Source organism: Collimonas sp., assembly GCF_035566375.1.
Taxonomy (GTDB): Bacteria; Pseudomonadota; Gammaproteobacteria; order Burkholderiales; family Burkholderiaceae_D; genus Collimonas.
In genome coordinates this window covers 40,538-58,802 of record NZ_DATMRK010000013.1, presented here as the reverse complement: position 1 = coordinate 58,802, position 18,265 = coordinate 40,538, and the positions used below count along the sequence as shown (strand labels likewise).

The following is an 18,265-nucleotide window of genomic DNA, read 5'->3' as shown; positions in this document are numbered from 1 at the left end:
TTTCTTGAAGAAAGTCTTAGCGGGCTTAGTGTATCTGTCGGTATTTACCGAATATTGTTACGCTAGCATGTCAATCTGGGTATTGATTTTTAGAATAACTGGGTACAGTATTTGCTTTCAGCAAGATTTGTTTCCCTATACGCCAACGGACAGTCCTTCATGCCACACAATATGCACTTGAATTCATCGAATAAATTTATTTCCACCGGTTTAAAGACCCTCACTGCGGCGGTAGTTTCCACCCTGCTGATGGTATCTAATGTCGAGGCTGCCGGGCTGGGTAAATTAACCGTGCTGTCCTCGCTGGGACAACCGTTACGTGCAGAAATTGAGCTGACCTCGGTCAGCCAGGACGAAGCCGGCTCGTTGGTTGCCAAACTGGCCAGCCAGGAAACTTATCAGCAAGCTAATATCGATTTCAATCCAGCCTTGTTGTCTTTGCAATTCGCCATCGATCAGCGCAACGGCCGCCGTTTTGTGCGGGTTACCTCGACCCAGCCGATCAATGAGCCGTTCGTCGACATGCTGATGGAACTAGGCGGCACCAAAGCACGCCTGGTACGCGAATACACCCTGTTGCTTGATCCCGCCGGCCAGCGTCAGGCGCAACCGGCGCAAATCGCTGCGGCTGCTGCAACTGCCGCGCCGCGTGCTGCGACTGGCGCAGCTACTGCAGCTCCGCGCTCGGCGCCAGTTGCGCAGACTGCTCAGCCTCAGCAGCAAACGGGTGTCACATCGACCATTACCGACGCCACTCGCGCAGCGGCAGCCAGAGCAGTCGCCGGCGGTGCTACCAGCACACCTAGCAAACCGGTAGCCGCGGCCAACGCAGCCCCTGCTGCCAATGGCGGTAGCCCGGCCAAAGCCGCAGCGGCAGCGCCTGCAGGCGGCGATTATCACGTCAAGAAGGGCGATACGCTGGCACGTATTGCTAGCGAAAACCTGCCGGCCGGCATATCTCTGGACCAGATGCTGGTGGCGTTGTACCGCAGCAACGAAGCTGCGTTTGCCGGCAAGAATATGAATCGCCTGCGCTCAGGCCAGATCCTGTCGATTCCTGATGCTGACAGCGCAGGCAGCGTCAGCAAGTCGGAAGCCAGGAACGTCGTGCTGGCGCAGTCCAATGATTTCAAGAGCTATCGCAATACGCTGGCGGGGCTGGTTGAAGCGGCGGCGCCTAATGCGGCAGCCGAGTCCAAGCAAAGCAGTGGCGGCAAGATTACTGCCAAGGTGGAAGAGCAAGCCACTCCCGCCAGCGAATCCAAGGACAAGCTGAAATTGTCGCGCGGCGCGGCTGCGGTCGGCGCTGCCGATGCTAAGGCTGCTGCTACTGTAGCGGCAGAAGAGAAGATCGCACGAGAAAAAGCTGCTGCTGAAGCGGAAGCTCGCGTCAAGGCATTGGAAAAAAATGTCAGCGATCTGCAGAAAACGCTGGAATTGAAAAATAAGAATCTGGCAGACCTGCAGAATCAAGCTGCTAATGTGAAGCCAGCAGCGCCTGCACCTGTGCCGGCTCCTGTGGCGGCCACACCTGCAGCGCCGGTAACTCCACCCCCGGCAGCAGCAGTTCCTGCAGCTGTCGTAGCCCCGGCAGCCCCGGTGGCTTCGGCTCCAGCTGAACCGGTTGCAGCAAGCCCAGCTCCTGCCGCTACCGCTGATGCATCGGCGGCCAGCGCCGCGGCGCCTGCGGTTGCAGCGGCGCCAGCCGCCGCACCGACACCTGCCAAGCCTAAGGTAGTCGCACCGCCACCGGCAGAGCCAAGTTTCCTTGAAAGCATTACCGAAAATCCATTGCTGCTGCCGGTGGGCGGCGTCCTGGTGGCGTTGCTGGCCGGCCTCGGCCTGTTCCGTTACCGTCGTAATCGTGCGCGCCAGCAGGCTTTCCTGGATAGCAGCGGAGCGCCGATGACGAATACCGGCTTGAAGGGTAATTCCTTGTTTGGCTCGACAGGCGGCCAAAGCGTCGATACCAAGAACAGCATCTTCAATTCGAATTTCGTACCGTCGGTCAGCCATCTGGATACCAACGTCGACCCAGTCGCCGAAGCGGATGTATATATCGCCTACGGACGCGATGCGCAAGCCGAAGAAATCCTGAAAGAAGCCCTGCGTAACCAGCCAAGCCGCAACGCGATTCGCGTCAAGCTACTGGAAATCTACGCTAACCGCAAAGACCCGCGCTCCTTTGAAATCCTGGCCAGCGAGCTCTACAGCCTGACCCGCGGCGAAGGTGAAGATTGGCAGCAGGCGGCTGCATTGGGTTTGAGCGTCGATCCGACCAACCCCTTGTACGGCGGCGGTAAGCTGCAGGACCAGGTGATCGCCAAGGCCGATTCGATTACTGCGCCGACCCAGCCGATGGATGGCCTCGACTTCAATTCTTTGACAGCGCCGACCCAACCACAAGCTGTACCGATTCCTGAACTGGTGCACACCGCTCCGGCGCAATTGCTGGCGCCGCTGACAGATACGGAATTAGGCAAGCATGGTAGTGCGGCTGCGGTATCAGCAGCGGCGCCAGCAACTGATATGGATTTTGATCTGGAAGAACTCGGCAGCGAAGCTTCCTCCAACCAGAATACAGTGTTGTTGTCGGCAGCTTCCCACGAAGCCGGTAAATCCTTGCTCGATGCACTTGATTTCGAATTGGACCATAAGCCAGCGACAGCTCCAGCTCCAGCTCCAGCGGCGAAAGTCGTGGAGAAGAGTGTGCCGGCAGCGATGGAATTCAGCGCGCTGGAATTTCCGGCCGGTGGTCAGCCTTCGAACTACGAACCGGCCCACGCCCATATCGATATTCCAGCTGAAACCAAGCCTGTCAAAGTGCCGCCAGCACCTACGTACGCACAGCATGCGGAACCGATGGTTGCACCGTTGGAATTTAATCTGTCCGGCATGAATCTGGATCTGGACAGCGCACTTCAAGCGCATGCTCCTGCGGCCAGCTTCGCTGCTGCAGCCGCATCTCCAACGATAGCGGCTGAGCCTGCGGTATCAGCTACTACAGCCAATCCTGAAATGGCGACCAAGCTTGACCTGGCCGTGGCATATAAGGAGATCGGTGACAAGGAAGGCGCGCGCGAATTGCTGGAAGAAGTATTGAAGGGTGGTAGCGCGGAGCAGATCGAAGCAGCCAAGTCATTGCTGGCCAAGCTGTAACTAGTACAATACCCCTAGCATTTTGCTTTCGACGGGCGCGGCGTTATGCTGGCGCCCGTTTGTTTTTTAAATTGGAGTTAGCGCTTGAAACGTATCGTTCTGGGTGTGCAGTACGACGGCACGCCTTGGCAAGGATGGCAGACCCAGCCTAGCGGTAAAACCGTGCAGGACAGGCTTGAAGTCGCCCTGCAAAAATTCACGCAGGGCCCGGTCGCTACGACTTGTGCCGGCCGTACCGATTCTGGCGTACATGCGCTGGAGCAGGTGGTGCATTTTGATACAGCCTTGTCGCGTGAAACATTTTCCTGGGTGCGTGGCTTGAACGCTTTCCTGCCGCCATCGATTGCCGTGCGCTGGGCGCATGAGCTACCGGCATCTGCGAGTCGCGAGGCCGAGGATCACGATGCCAGAGATCAATTCCATGCACGCTTTAGCGCTACGGCGCGAACCTACCACTACCTCTTGTATAACAATCCGGTTCGTTCGCCACTGTTGGAGGGCAAGGCAGGTTGGGTATTCCGGCCGCTGGAGCTGGAGTTGATGCGCCAGGCTGCGTCGCATTTGATCGGCACTCACGATTTTTCCGCCTTCCGCGCAGTGGAGTGTCAGGCCAAATCGCCGGTGCGTAGCATGGAACAGATCCGCATCGAGCGGCGTGGCGATCTGATCGTATTCAGCTTGCGCGCCAACGCCTTCTTGCATCACATGGTACGCAATATCATCGGTTCCCTGATTTACGTCGGCAGTGCCAGCAAACCGCCGGAATGGATAGCCGAATTATTGTCGCAACGGGATCGCGGCCGCGCTGCGCCGACTTTCATGCCGGATGGCTTGTATCTGGCGCAAGTGGCCTATGATCCAAAGTGGCAGTTGCCGCAGCAGACGCCTGAGCTGTTGCCGTGGTTTTAGGCGCGTTACGGTTCTGCTGTCAATTTGTTATGTCGTCAAGATGATAATATATTGCGCTTACTGATGTTTTCCTGATTAGACTAAACCCATGAAGCACCGTACCAGAATCAAAATCTGCGGCCTGACCCGCGAGCAGGACGTGCAAGCCGCTATTGCGGCGGGCGCCGATGCGCTTGGTTTTGTGTTCTATCCTAAAAGTCCGCGTTACGTCACGCCACAGCAGGCTGCCAGCCTGATCGCCATGGTGCCGCCGTTCATCACCACGGTTGGCTTGTTTGTTAATTCCGAGCCGGGGCAATTGCAGGAGATCGTGGCACAGGCGCCGGTATCGCTACTGCAGTTCCATGGCGACGAAACCGTGCAGCAAAGCGCCGCGCTGGCGCAATCGGTAAATCGGCCATTTATTCGCGCCATGCGCATTGGTAGTGCTACGGTCGCTGCCGATTTGCTAGAATACGCTCAGGCGTATCGTACCGGCAGCCGTTTGTTTGCCGGGCTGCTGCTGGATACCCTGGTTGAAGCTTATGGCGGCAGTGGAAAGGTATTTGATTGGTCTCTCATCCCAAAAGAACTCGCGCCTCAGGTCGTTTTAAGTGGTGGCTTGAGCGTGCACAATGCGACTGACGCGGTAAAGCGCGTACGTCCCTTTGCGGTCGACATCAGCAGTGGCGTCGAGCAAGAAAAGGGTATCAAGGACGCCGCCAAGATTCGCGCATTTATTGATGCGATACGGCAGGCGGACGCTGAATCCGACGAGATCTAAAGCACTATCTGTGCTTTCAGTCGATCGGTAGCCTCAGCAAACAATACAGAGAGATACCAGAAAGATACGAGAAAGATACGCCATGAAAGAATTCACCCCCCTCGATCAATACGCCGAGCGCCAGCCGCTTGCCAACACCACTTTGCGTCAAAGCGCGCAGTACAAGCTGCCGGACGCCAAAGGCCATTTCGGCATGTACGGCGGCAGTTTTGTTTCGGAAACCCTGACCCTGGCGCTGAGCGAATTGCAGCAGGCCTACGCCAAATATCAAACCGAGCCGCAATTCCTGGCTGAATTTCACAGCGAGCTGAAGCACTATGTCGGCCGTCCCAGCCCGATTTATCACGCCAAGCGCTGGTCCGAGCAGATGGGCGGCGCGCAGATCTATTTCAAGCGCGAGGATTTGAATCACACCGGCGCCCACAAAATCAACAATGTGATTGGCCAGGCATTACTGGCAAAGCGTATGGGCAAGCCGCGTGTGATTGCTGAAACCGGCGCCGGCCAGCATGGCGTGGCAACCGCTACCATTTGCGCTCGCTTCGGTCTGGAATGCGTGGTCTATATGGGCAGCGAAGACGTCAAGCGGCAGATGCAGAACGTGTATCGCATGAATCTGCTGGGGGCCAAGGTGGTGCCGGTCGAGTCCGGTTCGAAGACCTTGAAAGACGCGCTCAACGAAGCCATGCGCGATTGGGTCACCAATGTCGAAGACACTTTCTACATCATCGGCACGGTCGCCGGCCCGCACCCATATCCGATGATGGTGCGCGATTTCCAGTCGGTGATCGGTAATGAGTGCCTGACACAAATGCCGGAAATGACCGGGCGTCAACCTGATTACGTGATTGCCTGTGTCGGCGGCGGTTCGAACGCGATGGGGATTTTTTATCCCTACATCGATCATCACGACGTCGCTCTGGTCGGGGTCGAAGCGGCCGGCGAAGGACTGACCAGCGGCAAGCACTCGGCTTCGCTGACACTTGGTTCGCCGGGCGTGTTGCATGGCAACCGCACCTATCTGCTGCAGGATGCCAATGGCCAGATCATCGAGACGCATTCGATTTCGGCCGGCCTCGATTATCCCGGTGTCGGGCCGGAACACGCATGGCTGAAGGATTCTGGCCGCGCCACTTACGAAACCGTGACCGACGATGAGGCGCTGGCGGCATTCCATACCTGTTGCCGTATCGAAGGGATCATCCCGGCCCTGGAGTCCAGCCATGCCTTGGCATATGCCGCGAAACTGGCAGCAACCCTGCCCAAGGACAAAATTGTGCTGGCCAATTTGTCTGGCCGTGGCGACAAGGACATGCATACCGTCGCCGAGCGTTTGAAACTGGCTTAAAGCCGGCTCAGGACTGGCTAAAAACGTCTAGCCGCAATCCGGCCCGCAGCGGTATCCTCGCTACGGGCCGGCAAACAAAATACAACAGACCCATTTCGATCGATCCTATGTCACGAATCCAGACTACCTTGGCAGCACTCGCCGCCAGCAATAAAAAAGGGCTGATCCCTTTCATTACCGCCGGCGATCCGGCGCCGGAACTGACCGTGCCGCTGATGCATGCGCTGGTCAGGGGCGGTGCCGATATCCTGGAACTAGGGGTGCCGTTTTCCGACCCGATGGCCGAAGGCCCGGTGATCCAGCGCGCTTGCGAGCGAGCGCTCAAATTTGGCGTCAGCTTGCATGATGTATTGGGTTACGTGCGCCAGTTCCGGCAAACCAATAGCAGCACGCCAGTGGTGTTGATGGGCTATGCCAATCCGCTGGAGCGGATGGGTGTCGATGCCTTTATTGCGGCTGCCAAAGAAGCTGGAGTCGATGGCAGCATCGTGGTCGACTATCCGCCGGAGGAGTGTGAAGAGTTTGCCCAGAAAATGCAGGCTAACGGCATGGACCCGATTTTCCTGCTGGCGCCGACCTCGACCGAAGAGCGGATCGCACAGGTGGCCAAGGTCGGCAGCGGATTCACGTATTATGTTTCATTGAAGGGCGTGACCGGCGCCGCCAATATCGATACCGGCGAAGTTGCGGCCAAGGTGGCGGCGATTCGCAAACATGTCAAATTGCCAATCGGCGTCGGTTTCGGCATCCGCGATGCAGCTACTGCCAAGGCGGTGGCGCAAGTGTCGGACGCGGTAGTGATTGGTAGCCGGATTATTCAAGAGCTGGAGAATACGCCGCGTGAGCAGGCTGTGGCTGCGGTGGAGAGCTTTCTGTCAGGGATTCGGAAAGCGCTGGACGAGTAATTTGCATATCGAAATGCCAAGTATTCCCTAAAATAACTAGATTGATTAGCTATTTCGCTGTTTTGGGGATGAAGGTACAATTCGCCAAGAAAAAAATCTGAAGGAGGTCACTCTATGAGTTGGCTAGAAAAATTACTACCCCCACGTATTCAGCGCAGCGACTCGGCAACCCGTAAATCGATCCCTGAGGGATTGTGGGTCAAATGCCCGGCTTGCGAGGCGGTTTTGTATCGCACCGATCTGGAGTCGAACATTCATGTTTGCCCGAAGTGCGATCACCATATGCGGATACGCGCACGGGAACGCCTAGACGCCTTGCTGGACGCCGGCGGACGCTACGAAATCGGCCAGGAAACCCTGCCGATCGATACCCTGAAATTCAAAGACAGTAAAAAATACCCTGATCGCCTGAAAGCGGCGATGGACGCTACCGGTGAAACCGATGCGTTGATCGTTTTGGGCGGCTCGATCATGACGCTGCCGGTGGTCGTGGCGGCGTTTGAGTTTGAGTTCATGGGCGGCTCCATGGGCTCGGTGGTGGGCGAACGTTTTGTGCGCGGCGCGCAAGTTGCGCTGGAGCAAAAAGTGCCGTTCATCTGCATCACCGCCACTGGCGGCGCACGTATGCAAGAGGGCTTGTTGTCCCTGATGCAAATGGCCAAGACCACCTCGATGCTGACCAAGCTGTCAGAGAAGAAATTGCCGTTCATCAGCGTCTTGACCGATCCGACCATGGGCGGCGTTTCTGCTTCTTTCGCTTTCATGGGTGACGTTGTGATCGCCGAACCAAAAGCATTGATCGGTTTTGCCGGACCACGCGTGATTGAAAATACCGTGCGTGAAAAGCTGCCTGAAGGTTTCCAGCGCGCCGAATTCCTGGTCACCAAGGGAGCCGTCGACATGATCGTTGACCGCCGCAAGATGCGTGAGGAAATTGCGCGTTTGCTGGCGCTGTTGCAAGATCAGCCAGTCGAATCCATCGCCTGATGTGAGTTTAGTTAGCTCGGGCCTGAACTGTTATCGGTTCGGGCCTTTTGTTTTTTTAGGTCCGCGCTAAATCTGCAGGGATTTTTGAGCCGGCCATTTTTGGACTACGAGATGCCGAATATCCCGCCTAAGCCGGTCACGCTGGCCGACTGGCTCGCCCTACTTGAGTCACGCCATTTTAAAACCATCGACATGGGCCTGGACCGGGTAGTGCAGGTCAAGGACCGGCTGCAACTGCAATTTGCCTGCCCGGTCATTATGGTTGCCGGCACCAACGGCAAAGGCTCGACCTGCGCCATGCTGGAGTCGATCCTGCTGCGCGCCGGCTACAAGGTCGGCCTGTATATCAAACCGCATTTTCTCGATTTCAATGAGCGCGCGCGCATAGGCGGCGAATCGGCGTCGGATGCCGCCCTGATTGCCAGTTTCGAGGCGGTGGAAGCACAGCGCGGCGAGATTTCCCTAACCTATTTTGAATTCACCACGCTGGCCATCATGCATTTGCTGGCAGCGGCCAAGCTGGATGTGGTGATCCTGGAAGTCGGCCTGGGCGGGCGCCTGGACGCAGTCAATATCGTCGATGCGGATGTCTCCATCGTCACCAGCATCGATATCGACCATACCGATTATCTGGGTGATACCCGCGAGAAAATAGGTTTCGAGAAGGCCGGTATTTTCCGCGCCGGCAAAGCCGCCATCTGCAGTGATCCGGTACCGCCGCAATCACTAATCGATCATGCCAATGCGATCGGCGCCGATCTCTGGTTGCTGGGCCGCGATTTCAACTATACCGGCGACAAGCAGCAATGGAATTACGGCGGCCGAGGTCAGCGTCGCAATGCCTTAGGTTATCCCAGCCTGCGCGGCGCCAACCAGTTGTTGAACGCCTCGGCGGCATTGGCCGCACTGGAGGCGCTGCGCAACCAACTGCCAGTGAGTGCGCAAGAAGTGCGCAGCGGTTTTGTCATGATGGATTTGCCTGGGCGCTTCCAGGTCTTGCCAGGACAGCCGCTGGTGATACTGGACGTCGCGCATAATCCGCATGCAGCAGCGACCCTGGCGCAAAATCTCGACAATATGGGCTTCCATCCCTATACCTATGCGGTATTCGGCGCCATGCTGGACAAGGATATCGAAGGCATTGTCGCGCAATTGAAGACCCGCATCGATCATTGGTGTCTGACGACATTGCCGCTAACGCGTGCCGCCAGTGGCGAACAGTTGAAAGAACGTTTGCTGGAAGCAGGTGTCCATCCTGAGGACGGGCCGGATGCGCAATCTAGCATTACATCCTTCGACTCTCCTGCAGAAGCTTATGCAAATGCACTGAGCAGGGCAGGTGAGAATGATAGAATTGTGGTTTTCGGATCGTTCCTGACTGTAGCTGGCGTAATGGCGGCCAGAAAGTCTGGATTTCACTGACGATTTATGCGCGGGTATAACTCGGTATGACTCGGTATGAGTTATATCCGCCGCTCACTAGCTAGCAAAATATATCGCATGGGTTTGTTCTCTTTTCTTCGCAAAAACAAGCAGCAAACCGACCCTGATCAGGGTGCTTATCGTTCAAAAGCCGATACTGGATTCAATTCCGGTTCCGAGCAAGGCGAACTGCCGCTACGTGCACGCAAAGCCAAGGCAAGCAAGGCCGCTAACCAGTCGAATGAAGCGGTGGATCCGGTCTTGCCTGAAAAGAAGCGCGCCCGGCGTCGCCTGGTGGGGGCGGTAGCCCTGGTGCTGGCGGTAGTCATTGTGTTGCCGATGATCCTCGATTCCGAGCCGAAGCCGCTGGCTGATGATATTGCGATTCAAATTCCTTCGCGGGATAAGTCTGGCAACAACGCGAGCAACAGCGCGGACGCCAGCGCCAGCGCCTCGGCCAAAGCGGCGGCATCGGTCAGCAATAGCAGCGGCCTCGATCGGCAGGAAGAAATAGTCGATCCGGCTGGCAACACCCCGGTTGCGCCTACCCCTGCGCCACCTGCAGCAGTCACCAGCAAACCAGCCGTATCCGGCAATACTGCCGTCACAGCAGCGCCGACGCCTCCGCTAGCTGCAGTTGCGCCGCCTGAGGCTGCGCCTAAATCGGAAGCTAAGCCGGAGTCTAAGCCGAAACCCGAGGCCAAACCAAAACCCGAACAGAAACCTAAGCCTAAGGCAGAGCCAAATCCGGTTGCGGATAAGCATGATGATGCCGCGCGGGCGCTGGCGATTCTGGACGGACGGACCGATACCGCGCCGGCAGCCGACAAGAAACCGGCAAAATTCGTGCTGCAGGTAGCAGCGCTGGCGTCGCAAGACAAGGTCAATGAATTGCAGGGCAAGCTGAAAGAAGCCGGCATTCATTCATATACGCAAAAAGTCCCAACCCAGGCGGGTGATCGTATCCGTATCCGTGTTGGCCCGTTCAGCAGCAAGGAAGAGGCTGAAAGAACGCGTGCCAAACTGAGCAAGCTGGGTCTGAGCGGCAGTTTGATCCCGGGTTGATAGCGAACGGCTTGATTTCGGCCGCATTGGGCGCCATATAGGTCACTGATCAGAAATATGCAAGCAGCGTGACAATTTTCGACTATCTGGTGTTATTCGTACTGATCTGCTCGGTCGTGATCAGCACTTTGCGCGGCTTGGTGAAGGAAATCCTGTCACTGGTGAGTTGGGTCGTAGCCCTGGTGGTGGCGAACGCTTACGGTGAAAATCTGGCAAAATTGCTCCCCGACGTGATTCCCGGGAATGTGGCGCGTTTAATCGTGGCTTTCCTGGCACTGTTTATTGGCGTAAGGTTATTAATGATGTTGTTGAGCATGGCGCTCAACGCCGTGATCAAGGCCAGTGGCCTGGGGCTGGTAGATCATGGGTTGGGAGTCTTGTTCGGGCTGGCGCGGGGCTTGGTGATTGTGCTGGCGGCAGTCTTGGTATGTGGTGCTACGGCAATTCCGCAACAGCCTTTCTGGCGCGATGCGATGCTGAGCCCGCTGGCGGAGACCGCTGCGCGTACCGCCATCCCTTATTTGCCGGGGGAGTTCGCCAGTCACTTGAAATTTTGAATTTGCTTTATAGGACTGTAAGTCCCATTTAATACCGGATTGTTTATTGTTTAGGAGTCCACCATGTGTGGCATAGTCGGCATCGCTTCCCACAACCCCGCCAATCAACTCATTTATGACGCTTTGTTGCTTTTGCAGCACCGCGGTCAGGATGCGGCGGGGATCGCAACCAATCACGGCAACGGCTTCTTCATGCACAAGGCCAACGGCCTGGTGCGCGACGTCTTCCGTACCCGCAACATGCGTTCCTTGCCAGGTAACTTCGGCATCGGCCAGGTGCGTTATCCAACCGCCGGCACCGCCAGCGCGGAAGAGGCGCAACCGTTTTACGTCAATGCGCCGTTCGGCATCATCCTGGCGCACAACGGCAACCTGACCAACGCCGAGCAGCTGAAAATCGAGATGTTCAAAAACGATAGACGGCATATCAACACCGATTCCGATACCGAAGTGCTGCTGAACGTATTGGCCCACGAGATCCAGCAAGCAACGATCGGATATTCGCTCGATCCTGGCGTCTTGTTCAAGGCGGTGGCCAATGTCCACAAGCGGGTGCGAGGTTCTTACGCTGTGGTGGCGCAGATTGCCGGCCACGGTTTGCTGGCTTTCCGCGATCCGTACGGGATTCGTCCGCTGTGCATTGGCCTCAACGAGACCGACAAGGGCACTGAATACGTCATCGCCAGCGAGTCGGTAGCGCTGGAGGGCCTGGGCTTCCGCTTCCTGCGCGACGTCATGCCTGGCGAAGCGATTTTCATCGACATCGATGGCCAGATGTATAACCAGCAATGTGCTGACAATCCGACCCTGAATCCTTGTGCTTTCGAATTCGTTTACCTGGCTCGCCCGGATTCGATCATCGATGGCGCATCGGTGTACGCAACCCGCCTGAAAATGGGTGAATACCTGGCCGACAAGATCAAGCGCGAGTTTTCCAGCGGCGATATCGATGTGGTCATGCCGATCCCTGATTCGTCGCGTCCAGCCGCGATTCAGCTGGCGCTCAAGCTGAATATCGAATACCGCGAAGGTTTCATCAAGAACCGTTACATCGGCCGCACTTTCCTGATGCCAGGGCAGGCGATCCGCAAGAAATCGGTACGTCAGAAACTCAACGCCATCGGCTCCGAGTTCAAGGGCAAGACTGTGTTGCTGGTCGACGACTCGATCGTGCGCGGCACCACCAGCCGTGAAATCGTGCAAATGGCGCGCGATTCCGGCGCCAAGCGCGTGATCTTTGCCTCGGCTGCGCCACCGGTCAAGTTCCCCAACGTTTACGGCATCGACATGCCGACGCGCGGCGAATTGATTGCTTACGGCCGCAGCGATGAAGAAGTCTGCCGCGAAATTACTGCCGATGCATTGGTGTATCAGGATATCGACGCCCTCAAGCGTTCGATTTCCGACGTCAATCCTTTGCTGAGAAATTTCGAAGCTTCCTGCTTTGACGGCAACTACATCACCGGCGATATTTCGCGCGACTACCTCGATCGCATCGAGTTCGCACGCAATAATCCCAAGCCTGAAAGCGAAGATGCGGTGCGTTCGCAGTTGAATCTGAGCCTGGCGCAAGTCGACTGATTGCACCGAGTTGGCTAATTGTGGGACAGGGTTCAAGCGTCGCCCTAGCGTGGCGAATTGCCCTGTCTCCAACTGACTAGAATCAAACATGACTCATAAATACGGCTTCACCACCACCATCCTGCACAGCGATCGGCAGAAAACCATCGAGCATGGCGCGCCGCACAAGCCTATCCACACCTCGGTGACCTGGGGCTATAGCGACGCGCGCCAACTGGCTGAAGTATTCCAGGGCAAGCAGTCGGGTTATCGCTATGGTCGTCAGGGCAATCCGACAGTTGCAGCCCTGGAAGATAAAGTCACCAAGATGGAAGGCGGCCTGGCTACCATCTGTTTCGCTTCTGGCATGGCGGCAATCGGCGCGGTAATACAAGCTTTGTTGCGCGAAGGCGATCACGTGGTGTCGTCGGTATTTTTGTTCGGCAATACCGCCAGCATGTGGCAAACTTTCAGCGGCCAGGGCGGTAAGGTGAGCATGGTCGATGCTACCGATGTGGCGCAGGTGGAAGCTGCATTGACGCCGGCTACGCGTATCGTGTTCGTTGAAACCATCGCCAATCCGCGTACTCAGATTGCAGATCTGAAGCGTATCGGCGAACTGTGCCACGCGCGCGGTATTTTATTCGTGGTCGACAACACCATGACTTCGCCTTATCTGTTCCAGCCCAAGCTGGTTGGCGCTGGCCTGGTAATCAATTCCCTGACCAAATCCATCGGCGGCCATGGCAATGCCTTGGGCGGCGCCGTGACCGACACCGGCCTTTATGACTGGAGCCGCTTTCCTAACATTCTCGATGCCTATAAGCGCAATCCACAGGCGCAATGGGCGTTGGCGCAGATGCGCGCCAAGGGTCTGCGCGACTTTGGCGCTTCACTCGGACCTGAAGCAGCGCATCATATTGCAGTGGGCGCTGAAACCATCGCTTTGCGCATGGAGCGTAGCAGCGCCAGTGCGCTGGCTGTGGCGCAGATGCTGGAAGCCGATCCACGAGTCGCGGCTGTGCATTACCCGGGCCTGGCGTCGCATCCGCAACATGCATTGGCGTCAGAGCTGTTTCGCTCGAACGGCTACCTGTTCAGTTTTGAGTTGAAACAGGATATCGATTGCTTTGATTATCTGAATCGGCTGAAGCTGGCGATTTCCGGCACGCATCTAGGCGACAACCGGACGTTGGTGATTGCGGTCGCGCATACCATTTTCTATGAGATGGGAGCCGAACGCCGCGCTGCCATGGGCATCAGTGAATCGTTGATCCGGGTATCGGTCGGTATCGAAGATACTGCTGACCTGGTGGAAGATTTCAGGCAGGCACTGCAAGCTTGAATTTGCAAGATATGGCGCGGGGTGGGCACTTGGTGTCCACCCCGTTTGCATTTCAGATGGTATTGCGATCCAGCCATTTCGGCACATGAGTCGGCACGAAAGACTTGAAGCGTTGCAGTAAATCTTCGGCTTGCGCTTCCGCCATCAACAACCCCGCCTGTTCGCCCTTCAGGAAACGCTGCGAGACCATGTGTTGGATAAACTGCAGCAAGCCGTCATAAAAGCCGTCGACATTGAGCAAGCCAATCGGTTTCTGGTGAAAGCCCAATTGCGCCCAGGTGAACACTTCGAACAACTCTTCCAGAGTGCCGATGCCGCCCGGCATCGCGATAAAACCGTCCGACAAATCAGCCATCATCGCCTTGCGCTCGTGCATATCCTTGACAATGTGCAATTGTGTCAATCCGTTGTGGCCGAGTTCTTTCTTCAGTAATGCTTCCGGAATCACGCCGGTAGCCTGACCGCCCAGGCGCATCATTTCATCGGCAATGATTCCCATCAGGCCGACGTTGCCGCCGCCATATACCAGCGAAATATTCTGATCAACCATGGCTTGCGCCAAGCCACGTGCTGCTAGGGCATATGCCGGTGTGGCACCGGGAGAAGAACCGCAATAAACGCAGAGGGATTTGATTTCTTGCATGGGGATGGGGAATAGGGAGGATTGATTTGACCGACGCGGTATGACGAGGCGTCGTACCGACATCGGTCAGACGTTGCTTTGCAAATATTTTGCCTTCAACTGTTCGAAGTGCAATAACGTTTCGCCGCGCAGATATGGATGCATGAGCGAGAGAACCTGGTAGCAGCCGCTAGCCAATGCGTGTTCCACCACAGCCTGCTCTGTGTACTGGCGCGGATTCAATACATACTGATATGACAACCAGTAGCTGGCTACCACCACCATATTGGAGGACAAGGCGTCGATCTCGGCCGGGCTGGCCTGCAGCGTTTGATCTTCGTGCAAACCCTGGCATAGTTCTTTGACTACAGCTATCTTGTGGCCGAAGATTTCCTTGAAATGGAGCTCCAGGGTGCGGTTGCGCGACAGCAGGTCGTTAAGGTCGCGATAGAAGAAACGATAACGCCAGATCAGCTGGAACATGTGATGCAGATAATGCCAGACGTCGTGCATGGTGGGGCGCTGCCCTTGCGTCATGGCCAGCATGCGGCTGATTTCCTCTTCAAACGTGACGAAAATCGAATTGACGATATCGTCCTTGTTCCGAAAATGGTAATACAGATTCCCCGGCGAGATTTTCATCTCGTCAGCGATGATGGTGGTGGTGATATTAGGTTCGCCGAACTCATTGAAGAGCCGCAACGACAGATCCATAATTTTTTCGCGAGTACGACGCGGCGCCTTTTGCTCCATGACTTATTTTCTTTCTGATATCCAGTCCGCAATGCTGTTTTACCGATTGGTAAATATGTTTAATGAAGATTGTATATTGCTTCGCACCGATCGTCGTAAATGCATTGCTGGAATGATAGTAATTACATTTTCTTGACAGGTCGCAGATCACTGTTTAGAGACGCACCCATCCGGCCGCTGTTATAAAATGTAGCGCCGGGCCGCGCCCGGTGTCACTCGCAGCAATGCCGTATATTTTTAAAGGTCCGCATGTCAGATTCCCCCCCGCAACGTCCCGATACCCCCTGTGTGGCGGTTTGCTCCACCACTTTTGACGACGTTTGTCGTGGCTGCGGTCGCACCGTGAATGAGGTAGCCCATTGGGTTTTCATGACCGAGGAAGAGAAAACCAAGGTGTGGCAACGAATCACCGCCGAGGGTTACCCGCGTCGGCAGGGTTGAAATAACGCTATACGGCTAACGGTATGATGTAAATCCGCCAACATCTGTTCCGCCATCATCGGCTTTTGACACTATTTTTCCTGTTTTAATGCTAAGGCATACCGTAACTTATTGTATATTCCGGCGTAAAAACTGCCATTTCATGAGAAATTGCAAGCAAAGATTAAAGATAGTAATACTGTGTGATTAAGCAAATTGCTATGTGGCATATGCCTTATAATTCCGCGCAAAATACAGAAGTTGCCGTCGGCTCAACGCCCTAGATTGCTGGCAGAACATAAAATCGATTTGATGGGTGTTGGAGAATGGTGAAATGAAACTCGGGGGAGTTAGGTTTTCAGTTGTATCTGATGCTGCATGGGCGCCAGGACTGGATACGACCGCCGCATGGCAGGCGTGGGCTGGAAAGCCATATGTCATTGAAGGCAGCGGCGATGCCGCCGTTGCCGCCATGCCTGCCATGTTGCGCCGGCGTGCCGGCTCTATGGGCAAAATGGCATTGGAAGCGGCATATCGTTGTCTCGATGGCAGGATTGATGTGCCGACCGTATTTTGTTCTCGCCACGGCGAGTGCGCCCGTTCGACGGAGCTGCTGACGGATCTCGCGCAAGGGCAACCTTTATCTCCCACGTCTTTTAGTTTGTCGGTCCACAATGCTGCTGCCGGGCTGTTTTCGATTGCCCGTCAGGATCCGGCCAGTCACACTGCCTTGGCGGCCGGGCATAGCGGCGTTGAGCATGCAGTGATTGAAGCTTGCGGTTTGCTCGCGGACGGTGCGGCTGAAGTGCTGTTGGTGGTCTATGACGGCATGTTGCCGGAGGTGTTTCACGAGTTTCAGGACTGCCAGGAGCAAGCTTTTGCCTGGGCCTGGTTAATGCGGGAAGCAAGCGCGGAATCCGGCCCCACCTCTAGCTCCACCATTTCGCTGTCCTGGAGTAGCCTGACTGGAGACGAGTCGAGCGTCATGAAACAGGAATTAGACAGTTGTCGGCAGCCAGCGGGCTTGGAAGTGCTGGCTTTTTACCTACGCCAAGATCCCGAGCTGATCCGCACGGTCGATGGGCGCCGCTGGTGCTGGGGGCGTCTTGCTTAGGCGCTTAAATAAGCGCGTAAATCGTTGTTGGCGGGTGCTGGCAACCGGTTTCAGCTTTGTATTGTTTGCACTTGGCGGCCTGATCTTGCGCGTCTTGGTTTTCCCGGTCTTGCATCTGTTTATCCGGGAACGGCAATTGCGTGTGCTGGTGGCGCGACGGGTGATTCGCGCGGCATTTCGCGGTTTTGTCGGATGCATGCGATGGCTGGGCGTACTGAACTATGAGACAAGCGGGCTGGAACGATTGGAGCGGAAAGGTTTGTTGATCCTGGCAAATCATCCGACCTTGATCGATACGGTGTTTCTGATGGCTTTTGTCGAGCGTGCCGATTGCATCGTCAAAGGGCGGCTTTGGGATAACCCGTTTACGCGCGGACCGGTCCGCGCTGCCGGTTACATCAGTAACGACCAAGGCAGCGGATTGATCGAGGATTGTATCATGTCTTTGCAAAGTGGCAACAATCTGATTATTTTCCCCGAGGGCACTCGTACTGCGAGTGATGGTCAGATTAATTTAAAGCGCGGTGCTGCCAATGTAGCTGTGCGCAGCTTGTCGAATGTGACGCCGGTAGTGATCAGTTGCTTTCCGCCAACCTTGGGCAAGGGGAGCCGGTGGTGGCAAGTGCCGCCGGTGGCAGCGCATTTCAGGATTGAAGTAAAAGAGGATATAGATGTCCAAGAGTTTCTGACAACAGCCGGTAGCGAAGTATTGGCAGCCAGGCATTTAACTGCCTATCTGCAAGATTATTTTAGGAAAGAAAGCCAGGGTTATGCAGCAGCTTGAAGAAGAAGTGAAGCAGGTCATCATCGATGTCTTGCAGTTGGAAGATATGACTACGGCCGATATCGTCACCGACGCGCCGTTGTTTGTCGACGGTCTCGGACTCGACTCGATCGACGCGCTGGAATTGGGAGTGGCGATTCAAAAGCGCTATGGCATTTCATTGTCGGCAGATTCGGCTGAGACACGTAATCATTTTGCTTCGGTGCGCACACTTGCTGCGATGATTGCCAGCAACAGAAAGAAATGACGGTGTGAAATGATATTGACCAACTCAATGGGCAAGGAAGAAATTTACCTGTGGCTGGTGAACGTGTTGCATGACATGTTCGAGATCGACAAAGACCAGATAACGCCGCAAGCCAATCTGTATACCGATCTGGATATTGATAGCATCGACGCGGTCGATCTGGTGGTCAAGCTCAAGCAATTGACCGGCAAGCGTTTGCAGCCCGATGTTTTCAAGGCAGTGCGCACGGTGCAAGATGTGGTTGATGCGCTGGCTGCTTTGCTGGCAGAGGCTGAAAAGTAAGGCGCTCAGGGATAACCACACAG

At 55.9% G+C, this 18,265-nt stretch carries 18 protein-coding genes; 16 read left to right on the top strand and 2 right to left on the bottom strand.

The window, feature by feature from the left end; genetic code table 11:
* Positions 1–159: 159 nt before the first annotated feature.
* The 11 genes from VNZ60_RS03795 (at position 160) to VNZ60_RS03745 (ending at position 14,020) form a co-directional block, all read left to right on the top strand.
* Positions 160–3,159 carry a motility hub landmark protein FimV gene (locus VNZ60_RS03795; RefSeq protein ID WP_325657092.1) on the top strand — a complete coding sequence of 1,000 codons (3,000 nt, stop codon included), beginning with the start codon at positions 160–162 and terminating at the stop codon, positions 3,157–3,159.
* Positions 3,160–3,243: 84 nt separating this feature from the next.
* Positions 3,244–4,068 (top strand): tRNA pseudouridine(38-40) synthase TruA, encoded by an 825-nt coding sequence (gene truA / locus VNZ60_RS03790; RefSeq protein WP_325657091.1) that lies wholly within the window; start codon positions 3,244–3,246, stop codon positions 4,066–4,068.
* Between the two features lie 88 nt (positions 4,069–4,156).
* Positions 4,157–4,831: a phosphoribosylanthranilate isomerase gene (locus VNZ60_RS03785; protein ID WP_325657090.1), complete on the top strand. Its 675-nt coding sequence runs from the start codon at positions 4,157–4,159 to the stop codon at positions 4,829–4,831.
* Positions 4,832–4,913: 82 nt separating this feature from the next.
* Positions 4,914–6,179, top strand: coding sequence for a tryptophan synthase subunit beta (gene trpB / locus VNZ60_RS03780; RefSeq protein ID WP_325657089.1), 1,266 nt, complete (start codon positions 4,914–4,916; stop codon positions 6,177–6,179).
* 107 nt (positions 6,180–6,286) lie between these two features.
* Positions 6,287–7,084 (top strand): tryptophan synthase subunit alpha, encoded by a 798-nt coding sequence (gene trpA / locus VNZ60_RS03775; RefSeq protein WP_325657088.1) that lies wholly within the window; start codon positions 6,287–6,289, stop codon positions 7,082–7,084.
* A 114-nt stretch (positions 7,085–7,198) separates the two neighbouring features.
* A complete protein-coding gene (gene accD / locus VNZ60_RS03770) occupies positions 7,199–8,071 on the top strand; it encodes an acetyl-CoA carboxylase, carboxyltransferase subunit beta (RefSeq protein ID WP_325657087.1) in 873 nt (290 codons plus the stop codon).
* Between the two features lie 111 nt (positions 8,072–8,182).
* Entirely contained in the window at positions 8,183–9,493 is a 1,311-nt protein-coding gene (gene folC / locus VNZ60_RS03765; protein ID WP_325657086.1) for a bifunctional tetrahydrofolate synthase/dihydrofolate synthase, read from the top strand.
* Positions 9,494–9,571: 78 nt separating this feature from the next.
* Positions 9,572–10,558: an SPOR domain-containing protein gene (locus tag VNZ60_RS03760; RefSeq protein WP_325657085.1), complete on the top strand. Its 987-nt coding sequence runs from the start codon at positions 9,572–9,574 to the stop codon at positions 10,556–10,558.
* A gap of 68 nt (positions 10,559–10,626) precedes the next feature.
* Complete coding sequence (locus VNZ60_RS03755) at positions 10,627–11,115, top strand: CvpA family protein (protein WP_325657084.1); 489 nt, start codon at positions 10,627–10,629, stop codon at positions 11,113–11,115.
* Between the two features lie 63 nt (positions 11,116–11,178).
* Positions 11,179–12,696, top strand: coding sequence for an amidophosphoribosyltransferase (gene purF / locus VNZ60_RS03750; protein WP_325657083.1), 1,518 nt, complete (start codon positions 11,179–11,181; stop codon positions 12,694–12,696).
* A gap of 88 nt (positions 12,697–12,784) precedes the next feature.
* On the top strand, positions 12,785–14,020 hold the full coding sequence (locus VNZ60_RS03745) for a cystathionine gamma-synthase family protein (RefSeq protein WP_325657082.1): 1,236 nt from the start codon (positions 12,785–12,787) through the stop codon (positions 14,018–14,020).
* Between the two features lie 52 nt (positions 14,021–14,072).
* Here the strand turns inward: VNZ60_RS03745 and VNZ60_RS03740 are convergent, their stop codons facing one another.
* Positions 14,073–14,654: an LOG family protein gene (locus VNZ60_RS03740; protein ID WP_325657136.1), complete on the bottom strand. Its 582-nt coding sequence runs from the start codon at positions 14,652–14,654 to the stop codon at positions 14,073–14,075.
* 75 nt (positions 14,655–14,729) lie between these two features.
* On the bottom strand, positions 14,730–15,395 hold the full coding sequence (locus VNZ60_RS03735; RefSeq protein WP_325657081.1) for a TetR/AcrR family transcriptional regulator: 666 nt from the start codon (positions 15,393–15,395) through the stop codon (positions 14,730–14,732).
* 249 nt (positions 15,396–15,644) lie between these two features.
* On the opposite strand from VNZ60_RS03735, the gene VNZ60_RS03730 reads away from it, so the two are divergent.
* The 5 genes from VNZ60_RS03730 (at position 15,645) to VNZ60_RS03710 (ending at position 18,242) form a co-directional block, all read left to right on the top strand.
* Positions 15,645–15,836: a DUF1289 domain-containing protein gene (locus VNZ60_RS03730; RefSeq protein WP_325657080.1), complete on the top strand. Its 192-nt coding sequence runs from the start codon at positions 15,645–15,647 to the stop codon at positions 15,834–15,836.
* Between the two features lie 313 nt (positions 15,837–16,149).
* Positions 16,150–16,929: a beta-ketoacyl synthase chain length factor gene (locus tag VNZ60_RS03725; RefSeq protein WP_325657079.1), complete on the top strand. Its 780-nt coding sequence runs from the start codon at positions 16,150–16,152 to the stop codon at positions 16,927–16,929.
* The gene (locus VNZ60_RS03720) at positions 16,895–17,713 is read left to right on the top strand and encodes a lysophospholipid acyltransferase family protein (protein ID WP_325657078.1); all 819 of its coding nucleotides are present in this window, start codon (positions 16,895–16,897) and stop codon (positions 17,711–17,713) included. Before VNZ60_RS03725 ends, VNZ60_RS03720 begins: the two co-directional genes overlap by 35 nt.
* On the top strand, positions 17,700–17,960 hold the full coding sequence (locus tag VNZ60_RS03715; RefSeq protein WP_325657077.1) for a phosphopantetheine-binding protein: 261 nt from the start codon (positions 17,700–17,702) through the stop codon (positions 17,958–17,960). The genes VNZ60_RS03720 and VNZ60_RS03715 overlap by 14 nt, the downstream gene beginning before the upstream one ends.
* 9 nt (positions 17,961–17,969) lie before the next feature.
* Positions 17,970–18,242 (top strand): acyl carrier protein, encoded by a 273-nt coding sequence (locus VNZ60_RS03710; protein WP_325657076.1) that lies wholly within the window; start codon positions 17,970–17,972, stop codon positions 18,240–18,242.
* Positions 18,243–18,265 lie beyond the last annotated feature (23 nt).

Excerpts from the sequence above, each read along its gene's own strand:
- VNZ60_RS03795 (WP_325657092.1), top strand. The coding sequence starts at position 160 with ATGCCACACAATATGCACTTGAATTCATCGAATAAATTTATTTCCACC.
- VNZ60_RS03785 (WP_325657090.1), top strand. The coding sequence starts at position 4,157 with ATGAAGCACCGTACCAGAATCAAAATCTGCGGCCTGACCCGCGAGCAG.
- trpB (WP_325657089.1), top strand. The coding sequence starts at position 4,914 with ATGAAAGAATTCACCCCCCTCGATCAATACGCCGAGCGCCAGCCGCTT.
- trpA (WP_325657088.1), top strand. The coding sequence starts at position 6,287 with ATGTCACGAATCCAGACTACCTTGGCAGCACTCGCCGCCAGCAATAAA.
- accD (WP_325657087.1), top strand. The coding sequence starts at position 7,199 with ATGAGTTGGCTAGAAAAATTACTACCCCCACGTATTCAGCGCAGCGAC.
- folC (WP_325657086.1), top strand. The coding sequence starts at position 8,183 with ATGCCGAATATCCCGCCTAAGCCGGTCACGCTGGCCGACTGGCTCGCC.
- VNZ60_RS03760 (WP_325657085.1), top strand. The coding sequence starts at position 9,572 with ATGGGTTTGTTCTCTTTTCTTCGCAAAAACAAGCAGCAAACCGACCCT.
- purF (WP_325657083.1), top strand. The coding sequence starts at position 11,179 with ATGTGTGGCATAGTCGGCATCGCTTCCCACAACCCCGCCAATCAACTC.
- VNZ60_RS03745 (WP_325657082.1), top strand. The coding sequence starts at position 12,785 with ATGACTCATAAATACGGCTTCACCACCACCATCCTGCACAGCGATCGG.
- VNZ60_RS03735 (WP_325657081.1), bottom strand. The coding sequence starts at position 15,395 with ATGGAGCAAAAGGCGCCGCGTCGTACTCGCGAAAAAATTATGGATCTG.
- VNZ60_RS03730 (WP_325657080.1), top strand. The coding sequence starts at position 15,645 with ATGTCAGATTCCCCCCCGCAACGTCCCGATACCCCCTGTGTGGCGGTT.
- VNZ60_RS03725 (WP_325657079.1), top strand. The coding sequence starts at position 16,150 with ATGAAACTCGGGGGAGTTAGGTTTTCAGTTGTATCTGATGCTGCATGG.
- VNZ60_RS03720 (WP_325657078.1), top strand. The coding sequence starts at position 16,895 with ATGGGCGCCGCTGGTGCTGGGGGCGTCTTGCTTAGGCGCTTAAATAAG.
- VNZ60_RS03715 (WP_325657077.1), top strand. The coding sequence starts at position 17,700 with ATGCAGCAGCTTGAAGAAGAAGTGAAGCAGGTCATCATCGATGTCTTG.
- VNZ60_RS03710 (WP_325657076.1), top strand. The coding sequence starts at position 17,970 with ATGATATTGACCAACTCAATGGGCAAGGAAGAAATTTACCTGTGGCTG.